Consider the following 20393-nt stretch of genomic DNA (forward strand, 5'->3'; position numbering starts at 1 on the left):
TTAGACATTTTCAAGTAACAAAATATTTTACAACTACAAAAAAATAAATATTTATGTAGTTATTTGGATCAGATTAGTTGATTAATTTTGCTCAAAATGCCGAAAATTATCGCAAAAAAATGTTATTACTAAAACGACATATCGAATTGACAGTTGGTAGAATTTTACCAAGATAACCAAAATTGATAAATAATATTATTATGCCAAGAAAAGAACAAGGATGGGTTACATTTCAAACCTCAGAGGACGAGCGGAAGATTCTAGAGGAGTTTTGCGAACAGTCTCAACGCACTAAGACTGAGATTTTGCGAGAACTTGTGCGTAGTCTCACTCAGCACTCTTCAGCAGCAGTATTACCATCACCTCAGCAGGAAAAACGGGAAGATATCTACTATAGTCAAAAACCTGACATAGAAAGTACTATTCCCAAGAAATCACTAAAAGTTAGCTCTCGTAATATTCTTAAAGGTGTTGTTAAACGAGTTGTTTATGGAGCAGTTAATAGTGAGGTAACTCTGGAAATTATTCATAAAGTAGAATTAACTTCAATTATCACCAGAGCTTCGGCAGAAGAGTTAGAACTATCTGAGGGAAAAGAAGCTTATGCAGTGATTAAGTCGAACGATATTGTGATTGCTAGAGAATAAAAATACGGGATTTTAGGCGTTGGGTATTAATTTTTGATGGTGAAGAACTGCAAGATAAATTGAGTATATATCATTTGATGAAATTCCAGAGCTAAAAAGGATTATCAACAGGTAAGAAAAATTGCTGAGGGATTAAGTGGTATGATTCTTATTTTGCTTGTTGCCACACAAGATTTTATACTCACTTTTCAAAAATCTTGATAACCAATTAATTGGCTAGCTATAGAGGCGTATATCTATGCGCCCCTACTGCTTTTAACCTTAATTTGACATAAATAACAGATGTGTACTCTTACAAGTTTTATCTAGCGTAGGCGTAGCCCGCACTTCTCTACTAGACGCTGCACGAACGATATATTTCCACTGCGCTCAGTACAAGCATCTCAGTGACCATCATAGATATCGCATCTACACCCATAGCAAAACTGACAAAGGTTACAACTTTTATTAAGCATTTTTTGATAGAGTGATGCTTTGTCAAACGCTCTCATATTCATGTCGTCCCAGGTATCGCTCCCTCAATCGCTCCATCCATACCTACCCATCACCGCTCTTGCGCCTATGCAGGATGTAACAAACCTCTGGTTTATGAAGGTCATTGCCCACTACGGCAGCCCTGACTACTTCTTCACCGAGTATTTCCGCGTCAATGATACCTCACGACTCAATCGTAACATTCTGGCAGCAATCACCGAAAACGACACGGGTCGCCCCGTTTTTGCTCAAATGATTGGCGAAAGCATTCCAGACTTAGTAAGAACAGCAATTGATCTTTGCCGCTATAATATCGCTGGAGTTGATTTGAATATGGGCTGTCCAGCACCTAGAATCTATCGCAAAAATGTTGGGGGTGGATTGTTGCTCTTACCAGAAAAAGTAGATCGGATTTTAGCAGAATTGCGGCAGGCAGTGAACGATCGCCCTTTGACTGTCAAGATGCGCGTAGGTTTTGAAAATACAGATAACTTTTACAAAATTCTAGATATAATCAATCGCCACAACATTGATTTGTTGAGTTTGCATGGTCGCACAGTGAAAGATATGTACCACGGGGCAGTGAGATATGATTTGATTGCTGAAGCGGTTAGACGAGTTCATTGTCCAGTACTTGCCAATGGCAATATCAACTCTGCAAAAACTGCTATTGAAGTGCTTTCTCAAACGGGCGCGGCTGGTGTGATGGTAGGGCGCTGGGCGATTGGTAATCCTTGGATTTTTAATCAAATTCGGCAAGCTTTGCGCTTCGAGCCGATCGCACCCGTTCCTTTAGTAGAAGTACGCAACTATATTGATCGTTTATGGCAGACCCCCACAGCAGCAACTATGCCAGAGCGATCGCGTGTAGGCTATCTGAAAATGTTCCTCAACTACATTGCTCTAAGTGTTGACACGGAAGGTCATTTCCTACGGCTAATGCGACAGACGCAGACCGAGATAGAATTGTTTAACCTCTGCGATCGCATTCTCCTTGCCGATCTGACGAAAACTTTAGCCCTAGCACCCTCCTTGAGCGTTTAAGTAACTATGGCAACTATTTGAAATAGGCATTTTTGATGCTTTATGAATACGAATGCGAGGTGCTGAAAATAGTACCTCGCAATCTATCTGTGCTGTTTATTTATGGAAGAGTGTCAATTACCATTAACCAACGACAAAATTGTTGTTGCTTAGTGACAATCCAGCAGATAATTGGGCAAATTTTACCTGATTAAAGACAGATGCACTACCATCTTGGTCAAAGAACAGCCCACCTGTAGAAGAATCATAGATAAATCGTTGATTGCTTGTCGTTGCAGATGTTCCAACGATAAACTGACTTTGCTGAAGTGAACCTATTGATAACCCGCCACCAAAATCAGCAGCCGATACCTGAATCAGGTCATTAGTTGGGTTGAAATCATAAAGACGATCAACACCTTGATTGAAGCCCTTGAAAACAAACGTATCAATACCATCATTTCCATAGAGGCTATCATTACCAAAACCACCTGTCAGGATATCATTTCCATTGCCACCTTTAAGGGTGTCATTTCCATTACCACCGCTAAGGGTATTATTCCCTAATGCGCCAAATGCAGAGATGTAATCATTACCATCACCCCCCAAGAGTAGGTTATTGCCTGTTGAATAATCAACAATCAATTTATCAGCACCCGTGCCACCGTTGAGGGTGTTATTGCCTGATGCCCTGCGATAAACTCCTTTTTCGTCGCCGGAATCGTCGTATTCGTAGCCAGAAGCTGAGAGATAATCATTGCCATTATCTCCATTGAGTAGATTATCGCCTGTTGAATAATCAACATTCAAATTATCGTCACCAGCACCACCGTTAAGGGTGTTATCTCCAGTAGTGTTATAAAAAGCTCCTCCAAAGCCGCGGCCGTAGCTAGAACCGGAGAGAGAATCATTGCCATCTCCACCAGACAGCAGATTATTGCCTCGTGAATAGTTAACATTTAAGTAATCGCTACCAGCACCACCGTTAAGGGTGTTATTGCCTGAAGTATTATCAAACCTATAGCCCTCAAATTCTGAGGCAAAGAGAGAGTCATTGCCATCGCCACCAGACAGCAGATTATTGCCTGTTGAAATATTAGCACTCAAGTAATCGTCACCAGCACCACCGTTGAGGGTGTTATTACCAGAGGAAAGATTGACAGAGAGATAATCGTTATTATCACCACCATCCAGGAAGTTCTTACCTGTTGAAAGTAAGGCACTCAAGGTATCGTTACCAACGCCACCCTTAAGGGTGTTATTGCCAGACACTCTAGGGTCGTAGTAGCCACTAGAGGCAGAGAGATAATCATTGCCATTGGAACCATCCAGTAAGTTATCGCCTGCGGAACCGTCAGCAATCAAGGTATCGTTACCAGCGCCACCCTTGAGAGTATTATTACCAGACACCACATTACCTTCGTAGTCCCCTAATGCCGAGAGAATATCATTGCCATCGCCACCAGACAACAGATTATTGCCTGCTGAAGAGTCAACATTCAAGTTATCGTCACCAGCACCACCGTTGAGGATATTGTTCCCTGCACCACCCCGTAGCAAGTCATTACCAGCACCACCGTCGAGGGAATCATTGCCAGTATCACCAACAAGGGTGTCGTTCCCCGCACCGCCAATGAGAGTATCATTTCCCGTACCACCCCGCAACAAATCGTTGCCACTCTTGCCGTCGATGCGGTCATTCCCGCCCTGACCATTGATGACATCATTTGAGTTATCTAAACCTGTAACTTTGTTGTCGAGGTCATTGAGGAAAGTCACCGTGTTCTTGTTGAACACGCTAGTTGCAGTGGAGTTGGCATCAAAGACATCAAAACTATCGGTGATGCTAGTTTGCCCATCAAACAGGATATTACCAATAGCTGGTCTGTTTCCAGAAGCTTTCAGGTTATCGAGGTTTTCTAGTTTGAAGTTTTTTAGAATCGTTTTGGTATTAGCAACCCCATCAAAGGTGATTTCCAGATTATTACCATTCTGGGTAAGCAACAGATTTTGGGCAGTCAAATCAGCACCCTGGAATTTGATCGTATCCACTTCGCCAATAACTGCTGCTGTCGGGTTTGTTCCTTTACCTATGCCACCAAAATCAGTGATAGTATCAGTCCCATCACCCAAGTTGTAAATAAATTTATCCTTGCCGCCACCACCAGTCAGAGTGTCATCGCCCTGTTTAGCTGTAATGGTATCGTTGCCTACTTTACTGTTAATTATGTCAGCGCCATTACTGCCCAGTAGAGTATCATTACTGTTAGTTCCAATGATATTTGTCATAACTTTTACCTTCCTTAATCGATATTCCCGTAAATTTAAATTTCTCAGCCCTGAGTTAGTACTGTTTTAGAACACAAAAACCCGCCGATAGTTGACACTTTCGACATATTTTGATTTCTCTCTGGGGGGACAGTAATTTTTATTGAAAATCCAAACTGTTGAGCAGATTGCAACTAGCACCTATCTACATGTCAAAATCTCATGCACTGTACAAATTAATTACTTTGTGTATGAACTCAAATAGTTTATTTCAGGCTTTTTACAAGCATCCTTGATTAAATACCGTAGGCGCAGCCCCAACTTAGGCATTCTTGAAAAATCATCACAAAATCAAGCTTAAATGCCTGAGAATCACACCTTATACTTTAATTTTTCTGTCAATGCGTAAATCCTAGTGTCTTGAAAATAGGGAACAGTTAACTCTTGATACAGAAGGTTATTTTCATCCCCTCGTTGTGGGCTATTGCCTGTGGGTGTCTAGCTTCAAAAGAGAGAACATTTAAATAACCTGATACTAACTAAATACTGAAATTTACTTGTATGTCTATACTTCAAAAAGTATCTTTGCATACTCTTTACATTGTAGGAGAAATATGTAAGTAAATGGTCATGAAAAAAGTAAACTATGTAAAGATAAATAAATCGCAATCGGTTTGAAGAAGAAATCAGAATGGGCTAGGCTAACAGGTGCGGAGGCAAAGACATTTCTGTTACTCTGGTCATAATCAAGATGCTCTCTACGAGACGCTGTGCTATCCGCTAATCATACAGAATTAAGGATGAATCCTAACTCCTAAATTCTGTTTTGATAAATGGGAAAAGCTTGGTCTACAAAGACTTTGGTATAAACTTTCTTCGAAGAGGAAAACCAAAATGCAAGGAGTCAGACATAGTTTTTTTGGAAGAATACCTGAAACATGATGAATTTGTTGTTACATACTTATAAATTTTTCTGCCGACCTACTTATGTGCTAAAAAATCCTCTTAGTGTGTTCTTCACATTTTCAGAGTTTATAGTCAAGATTTTGCAGACAGCAGTCACAAAGAAGTTTGAGCCGAGGCTTTCAAAGCAGGAAACCTCAAGATGCTTGAAGGATTGATAAAATACATCTTTTAATTTTTGAGCGCTGCGATGCCTGTGGTTCTTGCTAGCCTACGCCTGGTAATAAATTATATCTGTGCAATAATCGCGATCGCTTACCAAAATTACAGATGCAAAGATGCTCAAATATCCAGGCTGAGTGAATTACTCAGTGTATAAATTGTACGAAGCAAGACCTTCAAAGCCACAATTACTGTAAGTGAAACAAAGTTATATCAAGTTCGGATAAATACTTATTAATAACGCTAGAAGAATTGCAGTGTATATATCTACGTCTTATGCTCAAACGGATTGCGATCACACGTCAGGCGACAGAAGCAACAGTCATACAAAGGTATAAATGGATAGTGTTGAGATGATTTACCTCTAAACTGAGTTGAGCAATTTCCAAAGCTTTTTGGTACAGTATTCTAGAAAATCCAGATGACAAGAATAGGCGAACGCTAATTGCAATTGCCAGTTTATTGCTCAAAATCAAGAATGCAGTTGCTATGATCAAACGCCTGCTTGTGGTCGAGTCTCCCGGAAAAGTCAAAAAACTCAGTCAAATACTGGGTTCAGATTGGAAAGTTCTCGCTAGTTGTGGCCATATCCGAGAACTCAGCAATGAAGGGGACGATTCCTTGGGCTTTGTCATGGACGGCAGTAATGTAAGGTGCAATTACGTCCCACGTGACCAACGAGCGAAAGAAACAATCCAGAAGCTCAAGTCTGCGGTAAAGCAGGTTGATGAAGTTGTCTTAGCAACTGACCCAGACCGGGAAGGCGAAACGATCGCTTGGCACCTGAAAGAAACGCTGGGTTTAAGGGAACCGAAACGAGTAATTTATACTGAGATTACAGCATCGGCGGTACAGAGTGCGATCGCTAATCCCAGAAAGCTAGACCAAAATTTAATCGGTGCTGGACTGTGCCGAGATTGCTTAGATAAGTTGGTGGGTTATAAGGGTAGCCCTTTAGTTTGGGCATTAAATAACGGTGCTAAAAGTGTTGGTAGAGTCCAAAGCGCGACATTGCACTTGATTTGTCAGCGAGAAAACGAAATTCTGGCTTTTGTCCCCCAAGATTACTGGAGTGTCTGGGTAGATTATGCTGAAGGATTTCGGGCTTTTTACAAAGGGACGGTTGATTCTGCAAAAGATGCAGCAGACCAAGAAACTGAAACTCATGATGACGCAAAGGTAGGTAATAGTCCAGAAACACCGGAATCTAAACGTGTTCTTTCCGAAGCAGAGGCAACACGTTTAGTTGCAGAAGCACAGCAACATCCTCATCAGGTGATTCATTTTGAAGGAAAAATTGTTAACCGCCAGCCACCGCCACCATTTACAACTTCTAGCCTTCAGCAAGCAGCCGGTTCAAAACTGAGGTTTGCTCCTGACAAAACTATGGTTGTGGCCCAAAAGCTCTATGAAGCTGGGTTAATAACATATATGCGAACAGACTCAGTGATGCTGAGTCCAGAATTTTGTGCTAGCGCCCGTAAATGGTTAGAGCAAAACGATCCGCAGAATGTACCGCAGCAAGTCGCCAAGCATCGTAGTAGCAAATCGGCTCAAGAAGCACATGAAGCGATTCGTCCAACGGATGTGTTTCGTCCATCAGTTCAGTTGCGTTTAGAACTCCCTGATGATGAGTTTAATTTGTATGTGATGATTTGGAAACGGTCAATTGCTTCTCAGTGTCGGGCTGCCCAATTGCGTAAAACTCTGGTGATTACTCAGTCTGGTTCTTTACTGTGGTCAGCCAGAGGGCAAGTGATTGAATTTTACGGTTATGCCCGGTACTGGAACAATCTCAGCAAGGATAGTATTTTACCTTCATTACAACAGGGACAAGCATTGAAATTGGAGAATGCTGGACATGAGCAGAAGCAGACCCAGCCACCACCGCGTTATAGCGAACCCAAATTGGTGCAGTTGATGGAACGTAAAGGAATTGGTCGCCCAAGTACCTATGCTCCTACTGTTGCTACCTTAAAAAAACGAAATTATGTGGAGTTGAAAAAAGATCATCTGCAACCGACAGCATTAGGGTTAGAAGTAGATGAATTTTTGCTCAAGGCATTGCCAGATTTACTAGAGGCAGAATTCACAGCAAAAATGGAAGATGCCCTTGATGCCATTTCCGAAGGAAAGAATTCTTGGCAGCATTATTTAACTAGTTGGAATCAGAATTACTTTGTCCCAGCACTCACCAAAGCTAAAACTGTAGTTGCGAGTTCCTCAACAGGTAAAGCTAATGTGATAACTGAGCGCAAATATGAAACTTCCAAGACTCGATGCCCTGAATGCAAAAATTTTCTCGCCAAAATTCCGAGTACTAAGGTCAAAAAGAAATATTTCCTCAAATGCACAAAAGGCTGTGATGTCGTGCTATTTTGGAGCGACTTTAACAAAACTTGGCAGCCACCACAAGCTAAAACAGTCCAAGCTGAAAATCAACAAAAGCCTCCCGTCAAGCTGACAGCATATCCCTGCCCGGTATGTAAAAAACCTCTAGAGGAGTACAGTTATATCAAAGAGGGGCAGAGTAAGACAATGTTGCGATGTTCTAACGCACAATCCCGTAAGGATACTAAACATAAAGATGTGGCTTATTTCAATACACCAAAAGGGTGGTGGAGTCCTAAGTTTGGGGAGATATCAAAAACTTAACTAATGCTATCCGGCTAATTATCACCGCTAGACAAAGAAATTAGAGTTTTATCTGATAACACCTTTACCCACCAAGTTTGATATTCTGTTGCTTTAGTAGATTTATCAACAAGTTTTTAAATATACCACTTAGGATACCAATAAGAGGGGTAGGCACAGTTAGGAGATATCGCCGGAAAGTTTTGACATCGAAGGGCCAAACGGGCAACTCATCGGTCATAGTGTATAAAGTGCGTAGCTGCTGAATTTTTTCAGATTTTTTCTTGAAAGCTTCTGTGTCTTCAGCCAGACTAGCATAAATCCCCGAATAATCTGCTCGGAACTGCCGAGCAATTTTATCTAAAGACTTTTCTTTAGCTCTTTTCATACCGCCATTTGCTGCCAGTAATGGCCCAAAAAAACATCCCACTGATAAAAAAACATACAATGGAATTACCAGATGAACAAACCAGAATCCTTTTCCGACATCTTGTGTAATTGCTTGATACTCAATCACGCCAATCCAGATACCCAAAACAGCAACTAGATAGGCAGTTTTAAGCGAATAATCACTGAGACATCGAAGACCACCACACCGATCGGGATGAAGAGGATTAATATCTAAATCCTTGTTTCCTAAAATTCGATAGAAAATCCAAATATTTGTAATCAAATTAAGTACAAGTATACTACCCATATATACGACTGCAAATGTGGCAATCGTAATGGTCAGTCCTGGCAAAAGACTAGAGCTAGTCCAACTCTCTTCTAATCTAGGTCTGATGATAAAAACAATAGTGCTAAAAAAGAGAGCGCTGGTAAGTGCAGAGAGTTTGCGCCATTTTTGGGAATAGAGGTTAATAACAAATTGATCAATCTGAAATTTGTCTATTTCTAATACGTTAGATTTTTCCAGGTCTTGAATTACTTTATCGATCGCTTGAAAACTCCACAAATAGTATCCCAATGTTATTGGATTAATGAAAAGTCCTACTAGCCAGGGAATCCAGTCTCGAAGCAACCCCATTTGCTCGTGCTTAGTCCATAATGTATTACTTATCCATGCAGTAAACAAATAAACTACAGTAGCGGTAACTGCTGCCAACAGCCCGAAATTTAGAGGAGAAAGACGAAATTTTTCAATTACTAAATACGCAACAGGGTCAAATTGGTGAAGGTTTCGTTTGTGCAAAATATCGTTTGTCATTCTTTAACAATGAGTTAGGTAAATAACACCATACGTATTTAGGAGTAAATGTGCCAATTTTGGCAAAATTATAGTAATAAATCTGGTGAGCCAAAAAAGCTCACTTCATAAACTTATTGAATTCTACTTAGTTGTGCTACGTATTTATTAACACGAACTGACCTTAGCTGCAAGTTCTACGATGTTGATCTGCTCGTAGTGTTCAAAGGGTTGGTAAATCCAGGGGTTGTCAGCCAAGTAATCGACATAATAATCGGGTGCTATAACTGAACAGGCTTTATACCAAAGAACGGCAGTGCGAATTTCCTTAATTGGGGAATCAGTATTTTGCTTGAGCCAAGGTATAGTCTGTTGGAGTGTGATGCCAGAGTCTACTAAGTCATCTACTAGGAGAATGCGCGAACCTAACTTTTCGGCAGTCATCGTTAAGTGGCGGGAGAAAACTAAATTACTTCTTTCTTGCTGACCGGGGCCACTGTAAGATGAGGTTGCTAAAATCGCCAGTGGTTGCTCGTATATCCGGGAAAGAATATCTCCAATTCGTAGCCCTCCTCTGGCAAGACAGATAATCTGGTTAAATTCCCAACCGGATTGATAAATCTGAATAGCCAGTTGTTCAATTTTTTGGTGATAATCTGACCAAGAAACGTAAAGGTCTGGCATAAGTCTAACTGGAGTAGTAGATAGCTGGTGATTGAAGGCAATGTCCACAACGGGGTACGCCGACGCAGATTTTTTATTTTAGTATGAGTACAAAGTCTTATGAATGATTCTACTGCTGGCGATGTTCAACGAGATCCTCTTAGTGAAAAACTAGATTTAAAAACAAAACTGGCTTACGGTGCAGGAGATTTAGGCCCAGCAATTACTGCAAATATCTCCGTCTTTTTTCTGCTAGTTTTCTTTACCAATGTTGCTGGTATCCCTGCGGGTTTAGCTGGCAGTATTTTGATGATTGGCAAAATCTGGGATGGCATAAATGATCCCCTTGTAGGGTTTCTGACTGATAAAACAAAATCTCGCCGTTGGGGCCGTCGTCTTCCTTGGATGTTTTATGGAGCAATCCCATTTGGAATTTTCTTTTTCTTGCAGTGGATTGTACCGCAATTTAGTGCAAATAGGAGTGAAAATATTTGGCCACTGTTCTGGTATTACGTAGTGATTGGGATATTCTCTCAAGCGTTTTACACTGTTGTGAATTTGCCTTATACGGCAATGACTCCAGAACTAACTCAAGATTACGACGAACGCACCAGCCTTAACAGCTACCGTTTTACATTTTCTATTGGTGGCAGCATTCTATCGTTGATTTTAACGCAAATTGTTTTTTCGCAAGTTAGCGATCGCCAACAACAATATCTAGTTTTAGCAGGGGTTTGTACCGTAATTTCGATTTTAGGATTATATTGGTGCGTTTTTGGAGTCCGCGATCGCATCTTGGCTTTTGAGGCCAAACGCATCCAAACCGAGGAACCTGCATCTCTCCCCTTCTTTGAACAGCTAAAAATTGTCTTTAGTAACCGACCTTTTTTATTTGTGATTGGTATATATCTTTTTTCTTGGCTAGGTGTGCAGATTACAGCTAGTATTATTCCTTATTTTGTAGTCGATTGCATGGGTCTTAAAGAATCAGATGTGCCCACAGTGATGATTGCAGTCCAAGGAACAGCTTTAGTGATGCTATTTATCTGGGGTAAGTTAAGTAAGAAAATCGGGAAAAAACCTGTTTATTTTCTCGGAATGAGTTTATGGATAATAGCCGCCGCCGGACTATTTTTCTTACAACCTGGTCAAATAGTTTTGATGTATGTGATGGCTGTGATGGCAGGTATTGGTGTTTCCACAGCTTATCTAATTCCCTGGTCGATGATTCCAGATGTGATTGAATTAGATGAACTCCAAACCGGACAACGCAGAGAAGGTATATTTTATGGCTTCATGGTATTACTACAAAAATTTGGTTTAGCTCTCGGGCTGTTTTTAGTGGGAAATGCTTTACAACTATCCGGGTTCAAAGAATCTGTAGCCGGAAGTCCACTACCCACCCAACCGGAATCAGCACTGTTTGCTATTCGGATTGCCGTTGGCCCCATACCTACAGTTTGTTTGCTTTGTGGCTTAGTTTTAACGTATTTTTACCCAATTACGCGCGAGATGCACGCAGAAATCATGCTGAAACTCAAAGAACGGCAAGAGAAGAGGGGAAGTTAAGTTATTGGGAATTGGGAATTGGGCATGAAGAAGAGACAAGGTAGACAAGGAAGAGGGGGGAGACAAGGGAGAGACTTATTCAATAATTCCCCTTTGTCCCCTTTTCCCCTGCCTTCTTCTTCAAACTCTTAACTGAGTTACAGCAATATTGCCGGAAAAACATACATCCACATCACTACCAGGGGTGCGATCGCGTTTGCCGTATTCTCCTACATAATAAAAATCATCGCCTTCAACTCGATAGTTCACAGGCAAAGGTTTGCTACAGGCTTGGCAAAACACCATCTCAGGATGTGGTTCTCCTGGTTGCAGATGCGGTAAGTTCACGTTCCAAAAGCTTCCTGGTTCTAGGGGACGCTTGAGTAAGTCCGCTAAAACTTCAACTGTCAATTTAGCAGCCAAATCCCAATCAAAATTTTGCTTGGCTTTGCGATAGTGGGAAATAGCAATTCCGGGAATACCGTGCATTGCAGCTTCCCGTACAGCAGCCACTGTACCAGAAATGTAGACATCGACTCCCAAGTTGCCCCCAGCGTTGATACCTGAAAGCACAAAATTGACATCTGCGCCAATTTGTGTTATCGCAATTCTCACACAATCGGCGGGAGTGCCTGCGATCGCATATTCAGTCTCAGAACGCCGTTGGAGATTGATGGCGCGAGTGGTAGTAACTTGATGTCCACAGCCAGACTGATGATCGGCAGGAGCAGCGATGATAAAATTTTTGCCGTTTACAGCTTTGATTAGAGCTTTTATACCTGGGGCATCAATGCCATCGTCGTTAGTTAAAATTATAGTCATGTAATGTATATATTCTTGTAGATTTAGCCAAAATATCAGAAAAATTGCAGAGATAATTCATCAATGAGGGTAGTACAGCAAGGCTAGTTGCAGATATAAAAAAATATACTTGATTTTGTCAAAAATATTGATTGTACGATATTATTTCTAGATGGTTTGCAAATTCCGCCCTAAGCATTTGGGTTAATTCTCAAAATGGGCGGTATTTTTTGTCAATTTTATGCTTGCAACCGCGCTCATCACAAGTTTGTGCAATCAAAAAATCCCGTAAAATATATATCTGCTGGCAGTAGCAAAAACTTGATCCCGGAGAAAACCGCGAACAAGGTGATTTTTGCGCTAGTTCTGTAGTATTTTTGGTGCAAGTCTGTCTTAGGGATCACATGATGAAACAGCTCCTCAAACAAATATTTAGTAGTCAAAAACACCTCACCCGGCTGGTTTTAACATTGGTGACGGTTATTTTTACAGCCTCGTTGTTTGCTGCACCTGCTTTAGCCACAGGTGTGTATCAATTACCCAGCCTCACAGCAGGCAATGACACCTGGGTTTTGGATCAAGGTGAGGTTATTAGCCGTCTGAACGAAGGTAAAATTAGCAGTGCTTTCGAGGATTTGGCAAAACAAACAAATAAGGAAGTCAGAATTGTGACTGTTCGCCGCCTTGACTACGGTGAAACACCAGAAAGCTTTACCAAAGAGTTGTTTGAAAAATGGTTTCCGACAAAAGAAGCCCAAGCAAATCAAACTTTATTGGTTATTGACACAGTTACCAATGGTACTTCCATTATTACTGGGGATGAAGTCAAACCTCTACTCACTGACGCTATTGCCGAGAGTGTCGCTACTGAAACAGTAAGTGTGCCGTTACGTAATGGTAACAAATACAATCAGGCATTTCTAGATGCTAGCGATCGCCTTGTTGCCGTCCTCTCTGGTAAAGCCGATCCAGGGCCACCCCAAATTACTGACAATGTACAGGTAGAAGGAACCTACAAGAAAGCAGAAGAAACCAACCAAGGTAACGCCACCGCTTGGGTAGTAGGATTGTTAATTGCCGCCACCGTCATCCCAATGGCGACTTACTACATTTATCAGATAAATCAACCTTCATCTGATGGGTAATTGGATAATCAGGGTAATTCAATTTTAGATTTTAGATTTTTACTTCAATCCAAAATCGTTCGACTGAGCGAAGTCGAAGTCCCAAATCTCAAATTGGTTTAATCCTGAACATACTCTTGCCCTTTTACTAAAGCCACCTCAGCCCGAACAAATTCTCGACCCAAATAAGCTGCATGATTTAATTGAGTTACTGCACAGGGCTGAGTTTCCTCAAAGATTTTCACGCAAAGTTCTTTAGCCGTCCTCGCACTAAAAACCGTCGTGTGAGTTCGTTCTACCTTTCCTCGTGCCGGAATTACCTTCCCCGTTTCGGGATCGATAGCTAAACCACGATCGTCAATTACGTTTGTGAAATGCTTGGCATAAATTAACCCTGCGTCTCGATCCAAGTAAATAATAAAATATCCACCGGGATCGAGATCGATATGACGCTGGGAAAGTTTATCATCAATTGCTGCTAAATCTTCAAGTATTAAATCCATAAGCACTAGCAAAAGAAATTTTCTTTTTTCAGGGTTTTTACACTCTATATCAAGTGTAATTCCTATCTTCCTTAGTCTTCTTGATATCTTTAATATTTCTGTGAATACTTTGGGTAGTTCCGCTTGTAGTTAACTTCATACTATTTTTAGTTTCACTTACCCGGATAGCGTCTTTTATGAGTCAAAGGCAGTACGCGGTACTTTATTGCCTCCAAGCTATGAAAATTATCAAATTCTTGGTTTCCTAGATGTTCTCGATAGGAGTCCTGCAACAGCTAACAATGAAAACCCAGCGATTGTTTTCCTCACCACATCTGATGTCAGAACGATAAGTTCTCGAACAATTACTGAAGCTAACCGTAGAGGTATAGGGGTCTGGCATTCCATAGGATGTGAAATTGCACCACCATCTGGTAATCTTCAGATGGGTAAAGCTCAATTGTTGAATGTTGGTGTGTATATCCTTCCAGGAAGAGTACCTACAGGTTATGGTGGGCCTGGAAACTCTGGTAGAATTTAAAACTATTTGCCAAAATGTCAATATATTTTGTCAGAGAAGAAGGTATCCCTCTAGAGCAGCGTAGAGGATTAGAAACAATTGATCGAAATCTTGTGTTTGTTCTTGTTCGAGTATCTGTAGAACAAGTTTCACAAGCATTTAGCACTTTAAGACAAATGAATGTCTGGGTACGCAATGCGTATGAATGCGAAATTTAAATTCCGAATGAAAGCACTTTTGTTTTTCAACTGCGAGGACATCCCTGGAGCTTAATTTATAAACCCCACATGTCATCAATACGAATTTACTTAACAGAAGAAGATGCTAGGAATCTTTCAGAATCTCTGAGGACTTCTGTTATTTACTACGCTGGCAGCGATACATGCGGCACTATTGAATACCATCTTTACACTAATGGTATTTTACAAGAAAAGCTGTCTTTTGAAGAGGAATTCAAATGCGAGTTTCAGTCCCAGCTTCGACAATTAGAAGCTAGAAGTATTGAAAATGCCTACACATTTACAATGAATTTTATTCGTGAGCATGACGCTTATATTCCGTGTGTAGTTGAAGTAGAAGAACTACTAGCAGGTCAACACACAACTTTACGTATCGAGGATTTGATGCTTAATGAAGTAGAACGAATGGATTATTTAGCACAACAATAAACTATTAGAATTAGGAGTAATCTAAAATGAAATTAGTAACAAAGCACCCGTCTATTATATTTGGCGTATGTTCTGTGTTTATCATTTTCTCTATAATTCTTGACTCTGTAGCGAAAGCTCAGGAACAATCAGCTTGTCCATCGGGACAAGTTAGGGATTCAACTAGTTTGTGTAATTCTAGTAGTCAAGGGCAAGAGTCAGGAATTATGGCGAATGCTGAAGAATTTTTCCGAAGTGGGCGTAATTTTGATAGACAAGGACAGTCTCAACAGGCAATTGCTGAATACACGCGAGCAATCGAGCTTGATCCTAACTATGCTGCTGCTTACTTTTTTCGAGGTAATGCTCTGGCTTTAGAAGGACAACCACAAAAAGGGATTGAAGATTCCGAGAAGGCTGCTTCTATCTACAATTCCAGAGGAGAATCACAATGGGCAGAGGCAATGCTACAACTTGCAGATACTATTCGGAGAGGCATTCAAGAGGGTGAATTTTGACGTATGGTAGCAGAAATATCGTCTTGATCGCCAACACTATAATTTCACAATTTTGAAAATAAGGAAAATTTGCATCTATTTGCCGAATAAAGCTTAATTATTCGGCAAATTTTGCTATAAAATTAGTTCCTTTTCCTCAAGCATTTTTATCACTAAATGGCAACTCTGCATTAATCGCCTCAATCTCTTGCTGTTCGAGTTGATTCACTTCCTTAATATAGGGACGGATAATTTGCCCTAAACGATTGTTGTAAAAACGGTGCAAACTATGATTGGGCATAGCAGGGAAACCGCGCCGTTTTTTGTGGCGGCCACCTGCGCCAGGATCAAAAATTTGGATTCCGTTAGCGATCGCCCACTCAATGGGTGCATAATAGCAAGCATCAAAATGTAAGCAATCTATTTCTTGGAAACTTCCCCAATAACGTCCATAGAGTTTGTCACCTTTAAACAAACAAAAGGACATTCCTAAAGGATGAGAATTATCTTCTTCGCTATATGCGGCGACAAACAAGACTCGATGGCGATAATCGGTGTTTAGCTGCTCAAAAAACCTCTGTGTGAGATACTTGCTACCCCACCAGCCAAATTTATCACAGGTGTCAGCATAAAACTGGTACATCAAAGGAAATAAAGAGTAGGGAATTTCATCGCCACTCAGAGGTTGCAATCTTAACCCTGCTTTCTCTACAGCTTTGCGTTCCCGCTTAATATTGCGGCGCTGATTGGCGTTAAACACTTTCAAGTAGTCATCAAAAGTTTTAAAGCCAGCATTTTCCCAGACGTAGCTGTGGTGCAGCCAAGTTGTAAAGCCATGCCGTTCCAGCATCGGCCGCCATTGGGGATCGACATAGAGAAAATGACATCCAGAAATCCGATTTTTGGAGCAGAAAGTGTCAATTTCATGCACCATCATTGCGGTGATTTCGTCTTCGTCTTCTCCTGGGGCGATTAAAAAGCGATAACCTTCAGCTGGGGTAAATGGTGTCATACCCAGCAATTTTGGGTAATATTGAACTCCGATGCGATCGGCTAACTCTGCCCATTGGTGATCGAATACAAATTCACCAGAACTATGTCCTTTGAGATAAAGTGGCGCAGCGGCAATCAGCGTTCTATCCCGCCACAAGGTCAAGTGATTTGGCAACCAACCAGCTTTTGCAGTAGCACTCTGGGAGGTTTCGAGATTATTCAGCCACTCCCATTCTAAAAATGGCGTTTTGAGTGGCATTGCCAAAGCATTCCAGGCATCTTGGGGTACTTCAGCGATTTTGTTCGTCCAAACGACAGAATAGCGAGGCTTAAGTTGTTCCACCATATTAGGGGGCAGGGGGCAGGGGGAGTAGGGGGCAGGGGTCAAGGGGACAAGGGGACAAGGGGACAAGGGGGGCAAGGGGACAAGGGGACAAGGGGGAATTATTGAATAAGTCTCTCCCTTGTCTCCCCCCTCTTCCTTGTCTACCTTGTCTCTTCTTCATGCCCAATTCCCAATTCCCAATTCCCAATATTCAATAACTTAACTTAGCGTAATCTAATCTGTTAGTCGTTGCAGGCGATAGTGCAAAAACACTTCTTGCTCAACAGTCTGAACTTCTAAAAGTTGCAACTTGGGAGCTAAATCAGGTAAAAAACCTTTCCCTTCTACGGGTGTGGGGGCGGTACTACCACCTAAAATCAGGGGACAGACAGTGAGCCATAATTCATCGATTAAATCTAAGTCCAGCAGGGAAGCGACTAATTTGCCTCCACCCAAAACGACCAACCGTGTTATATCTATATTGGCTAGATGCTTCAAAGCTGCGGGAATGTCTATTTCTCCCGTTGGTGTTTCAAAAACCAGAATCTGCTCAAATTCTGGAGGACACTCTTGTGTTCCGTCTCCCAAAGTTGAAGGAAGCGTCTGTAAACAACGTCCTTTCCATAAAAGTGTTCCCAGTGTTGTCGTGAGTAGCCAGCGTCTAACTGGTTGCTTAAAAAAGTTAATTTCCGGATTGAGGTTTCCAGAGTGTGTAGTCACTATATGAACTGGCTGCGGAGGCTTCCCTTCTTGTGCCCGAAGTCGCACTAGAGTTGGATCTGATACAGTAAGTGTCGTTCCATAAGCCCGGAGAGTACCAGCACCGAATAACACCGCATCAGAGGCAGCGATTTGTTTTTCTAGATGTGCTTTATCAACCCTTGAGCCAAACCGAGCAGGCGATCGCCTAAAATCTGCTATCTTGCCATCTGCACTCATTGCTAAAACAACTGTAGTATGAGGACGATGTTGCAACATTAAATTGATTTGATAGTTGGAATATTTTCTTTGTTTGTATGTAGATTCTCAAAAAAAATCCATGCCTGCAAGTTATTTATTTACAATTTTACCACTGTATTTATATGCAACACAAACCACTTTTACATTTAGCATATATGAGTTTTGGTATACCACGTTTCTTTTTGAATGATAGCAATTTGTTATTTTTAAACATTGAAAATAAAATTCTGATAATTTAATAAAATGTCTCATCTAGCCAGTCTAATTACATATCTTTGCTGTTGTGGTTTGCAGATGCAAAGTGAGACACTCGATGACTAATTCCCGCCAATCTTCCTTTCGTCGAATTTTAGTAACGAGAATATTGCTGCTGTTCGTTCCAGTTTTACTTATAGGCGAGATTGTAGCCTTGAATAAGGCACGTTCTAGCATATTGGGAACTGCGCGTCAAAATTTAACAGAAAGCGCCATTAGTAAAGGGGAGAGAATTGGCGATGCGATCGCAATCTTAAAAGCTAATTTGCTGAGTGTAAGTAAAACAACGGTGATTCCGTCTGGTTCGCCTATACAAGAGCAAGAAATTCTCACGCAGCTAAAGCAACAACTGCCAGTCAATATTGAGTGCATCCAATTAACGGATCTCCTAAATCAAAAAATAATTGCCAGTAGCTGTGGGGATCAAGCGATTGGAGAATTGAGGTTCCCTTTGCCTAGTGATGGAATTGATGTCAAAACAATCTTCCCGCCAAAGGCAGGAATGACTGGAAAAAGAAACGCACAAAATCAATTACAATTAGTTTTATCCGCACCAGTCTCAGATAGCCGAAAAAATTTAGTTTACAGCTTAAGTATCCAGTCTGCATTGTACCAACAAACCAGAAATCCACCGGGATCGCTTACAGGCGCGATGGTAGTTATTGCTGAAAATGGCACAATTTTGGCACATCCATTTACAGACTGGGTGGGAAGTAACATTGATCAACATCCAAATGCTTCCCAACTCAAGAGCATAATTAAAAATGCCCTTGCAGGACGAAACGATTCGATAAATTTGTCTTTTAAAGAGGGAAACGAATTAGTAGCTGGCTATACGGCTATTGCAAATCCACTTACCCAAGAGCAGCAGCAAAAATGGATAGTCTTAGCTGTTACTAGTGTCGATAATGCGCTTTTTGGTTTAGAAGAAATCAAACTAATTCTTATTGTTTTGACCGTTGGTTTGATTGGTGCAAGTTTGTTAGCATCTCTATATCTAGCTCCTTACTTGGCACGTCCTGTAGAAGAATTGCGAGACTACGCTCTCAATATTCACTCTCACCACGCCGCACAACCAGTTCCCCACAATTTCCAAATTCGGGAATTCAATCAACTGGCCCAAGCATTAGACCAAATGGTAGAAAGGCTCAAAGCTGGGGCAGAAGAATTAGAAATAGCTTGGAAAGAAGCAAAAAACGCTAACCAGATTAAAAGCCAATTTTTGGCTACGACTTCCCATGAATTGAGAAACCCATTACATACTATTATTAACTGCATTCGCGTGGTTGAAGATGGTTTATGTGATAGCCGTGAAGAAGAAATGGAATTCCTCAAACGTGCCAATGAAACAACGATTCATTTGCTAAATATTATTAATGATTTACTCGACATTTCTAAAATCGAAGCGGGTAAGCTTTCTGTAGTTATCACACCTCTCGATCTCCGACAAATATTGCTAGAGGTGATTAATTTACAATCAGTTAATGTTCAACAAAAGGGCTTGCAATTAAAATGCGAGTTAGAGCCTCAACCGATACCAATTAAGGCAGACGCGGCAAAACTAAAGCAGGTGCTGATTAATGTTATTGGCAACGCTACTAAGTTCACCGACACAGGAAGCATCACCATTGCTACAGAAATTCAATCTAGTAATGGTAAATCTCAAGTAGTGGTAATAGTTAAAGATACAGGTATTGGCATTGATCCTAATCAACAGCATAAACTATTTCGCCCCTTTGTCATGGTGAATGGCACAACTGCGCGCCAGTTTGAAGGGACTGGACTAGGACTCGCAATCTCACGAAACTTAATCGAACTTATGGGAGGCAGCATTACTCTTGAGAGTACGGGACTTCATCAAGGTACAACACTAAAGATTACCTTACCCTTGATTGATATCTCGCTGTTACCTGTTGACAACAAAGAAGAAAAAGTCGGGAATCTGGGATTTTCCTCTGGAAATAAGGGGGTAAAAGTAAGCCAATACTCTAGCCTACAGCAGTCTGGGGGAAGCCCCTCTTTGGGGAGCAGCAAATCTGTAAAAGCAGGGGTAGACAAAGAGAAGTCGATGAAATTCCAGGTGTTACTTGGGAACGAGACTTACGAGATTAGTTTTTCGCCGCAGCAAACTATCTTGGTAAGTATTCCAAAAACAGAAGTTTATGCAAATGGGACTTCTGAAAGGTAATTTTTACTAGACTCTAATTCAAAATTCAAAAAA

The 20393-nt window shown here is 41.1% G+C and carries 16 protein-coding genes and 1 pseudogene; 9 read left to right on the top strand and 8 right to left on the bottom strand.

The annotated features are described in order from the left end of the window. Positions 1–200 precede the first annotated feature (200 nt). Both FBB35_RS20325 and FBB35_RS20330 read left to right on the top strand, forming a co-directional pair. Positions 201–647: a molybdopterin-binding protein gene (locus tag FBB35_RS20325; protein WP_174711143.1), complete on the top strand. Its 447-nt coding sequence runs from the start codon at positions 201–203 to the stop codon at positions 645–647. 495 nt (positions 648–1142) lie between these two features. Beyond that, positions 1143–2165: a tRNA-dihydrouridine synthase family protein gene (locus FBB35_RS20330; protein ID WP_174713717.1), complete on the top strand. Its 1023-nt coding sequence runs from the start codon at positions 1143–1145 to the stop codon at positions 2163–2165. Between the two features lie 123 nt (positions 2166–2288). Here the strand turns inward: FBB35_RS20330 and FBB35_RS20335 are convergent. Together FBB35_RS20335 and FBB35_RS20340 are read right to left on the bottom strand one after the other, a co-directional pair. Further along, a pseudogene (locus FBB35_RS20335) lies at positions 2289–4433 on the bottom strand (calcium-binding protein); the annotation flags it as partial. Positions 4434–5839: 1406 nt separating this feature from the next. Continuing rightward, entirely contained in the window at positions 5840–6007 is a 168-nt protein-coding gene (locus FBB35_RS20340; protein ID WP_174711145.1) for a hypothetical protein, read from the bottom strand. Between the two features lie 19 nt (positions 6008–6026). Here FBB35_RS20340 and topA point away from each other — a divergent pair, with 19 nt between their 5' ends. After that, the gene (topA, locus tag FBB35_RS20345; RefSeq protein WP_174711146.1) at positions 6027–8192 is read left to right on the top strand and encodes a type I DNA topoisomerase; all 2166 of its coding nucleotides are present in this window, start codon (positions 6027–6029) and stop codon (positions 8190–8192) included. 64 nt (positions 8193–8256) lie between these two features. Here topA and FBB35_RS20350 read toward each other — a convergent pair whose 3' ends face one another. Both FBB35_RS20350 and FBB35_RS20355 read right to left on the bottom strand, forming a co-directional pair. After that, positions 8257–9378, bottom strand: coding sequence for a hypothetical protein (locus tag FBB35_RS20350; RefSeq protein WP_174711147.1), 1122 nt, complete (start codon positions 9376–9378; stop codon positions 8257–8259). Positions 9379–9525: 147 nt separating this feature from the next. Next, positions 9526–10041: a phosphoribosyltransferase gene (locus FBB35_RS20355; RefSeq protein ID WP_174711148.1), complete on the bottom strand. Its 516-nt coding sequence runs from the start codon at positions 10039–10041 to the stop codon at positions 9526–9528. 99 nt (positions 10042–10140) lie between these two features. Here FBB35_RS20355 and FBB35_RS20360 point away from each other — a divergent pair, with 99 nt between their 5' ends. Further along, positions 10141–11589 (top strand): MFS transporter, encoded by a 1449-nt coding sequence (locus FBB35_RS20360; protein WP_174711149.1) that lies wholly within the window; start codon positions 10141–10143, stop codon positions 11587–11589. 120 nt (positions 11590–11709) lie between these two features. Here the strand turns inward: FBB35_RS20360 and surE are convergent, their stop codons facing one another. Beyond that, positions 11710–12390 carry a 5'/3'-nucleotidase SurE gene (gene surE / locus FBB35_RS20365; protein ID WP_174711150.1) on the bottom strand — a complete coding sequence of 227 codons (681 nt, stop codon included), beginning with the start codon at positions 12388–12390 and terminating at the stop codon, positions 11710–11712. A gap of 386 nt (positions 12391–12776) precedes the next feature. On the opposite strand from surE, the gene FBB35_RS20370 reads away from it, so the two are divergent. Next, the gene (locus FBB35_RS20370) at positions 12777–13514 is read left to right on the top strand and encodes a YgcG family protein (protein ID WP_174713718.1); all 738 of its coding nucleotides are present in this window, start codon (positions 12777–12779) and stop codon (positions 13512–13514) included. Between the two features lie 98 nt (positions 13515–13612). Here the strand turns inward: FBB35_RS20370 and FBB35_RS20375 are convergent, their stop codons facing one another. Beyond that, on the bottom strand, positions 13613–13996 hold the full coding sequence (locus tag FBB35_RS20375) for a DUF4346 domain-containing protein (RefSeq protein ID WP_174711151.1): 384 nt from the start codon (positions 13994–13996) through the stop codon (positions 13613–13615). A gap of 205 nt (positions 13997–14201) precedes the next feature. On the opposite strand from FBB35_RS20375, the gene FBB35_RS20380 reads away from it, so the two are divergent. The 3 genes from FBB35_RS20380 (at position 14202) to FBB35_RS20390 (ending at position 15660) form a co-directional block, all read left to right on the top strand. Beyond that, a complete protein-coding gene (locus FBB35_RS20380) occupies positions 14202–14516 on the top strand; it encodes a hypothetical protein (protein ID WP_174711152.1) in 315 nt (104 codons plus the stop codon). A gap of 266 nt (positions 14517–14782) precedes the next feature. After that, positions 14783–15163 carry a hypothetical protein gene (locus FBB35_RS20385; RefSeq protein ID WP_174711153.1) on the top strand — a complete coding sequence of 127 codons (381 nt, stop codon included), beginning with the start codon at positions 14783–14785 and terminating at the stop codon, positions 15161–15163. Positions 15164–15189: 26 nt separating this feature from the next. Continuing rightward, positions 15190–15660, top strand: a complete 471-nt coding sequence (locus FBB35_RS20390) for a tetratricopeptide repeat protein (RefSeq protein WP_174711154.1) — start codon at positions 15190–15192, stop codon at positions 15658–15660. A gap of 136 nt (positions 15661–15796) precedes the next feature. Here FBB35_RS20390 and FBB35_RS20395 read toward each other — a convergent pair whose 3' ends face one another. Together FBB35_RS20395 and FBB35_RS20400 are read right to left on the bottom strand one after the other, a co-directional pair. Further along, on the bottom strand, positions 15797–16978 hold the full coding sequence (locus FBB35_RS20395) for a GNAT family N-acetyltransferase (RefSeq protein ID WP_174711155.1): 1182 nt from the start codon (positions 16976–16978) through the stop codon (positions 15797–15799). Positions 16979–17191: 213 nt separating this feature from the next. After that, a complete protein-coding gene (locus FBB35_RS20400; RefSeq protein WP_174711156.1) occupies positions 17192–17935 on the bottom strand; it encodes a RibD family protein in 744 nt (247 codons plus the stop codon). A gap of 295 nt (positions 17936–18230) precedes the next feature. Between FBB35_RS20400 and FBB35_RS20405 the strand changes: the two genes are divergently transcribed. Then, entirely contained in the window at positions 18231–20360 is a 2130-nt protein-coding gene (locus FBB35_RS20405) for an ATP-binding protein (RefSeq protein WP_174711157.1), read from the top strand. The last annotated feature ends 33 nt before the right edge of the window (positions 20361–20393 follow it).

Source organism: Nostoc sp. TCL240-02 (assembly GCF_013343235.1).
Taxonomy (GTDB): domain Bacteria; phylum Cyanobacteriota; class Cyanobacteriia; order Cyanobacteriales; family Nostocaceae; genus Nostoc.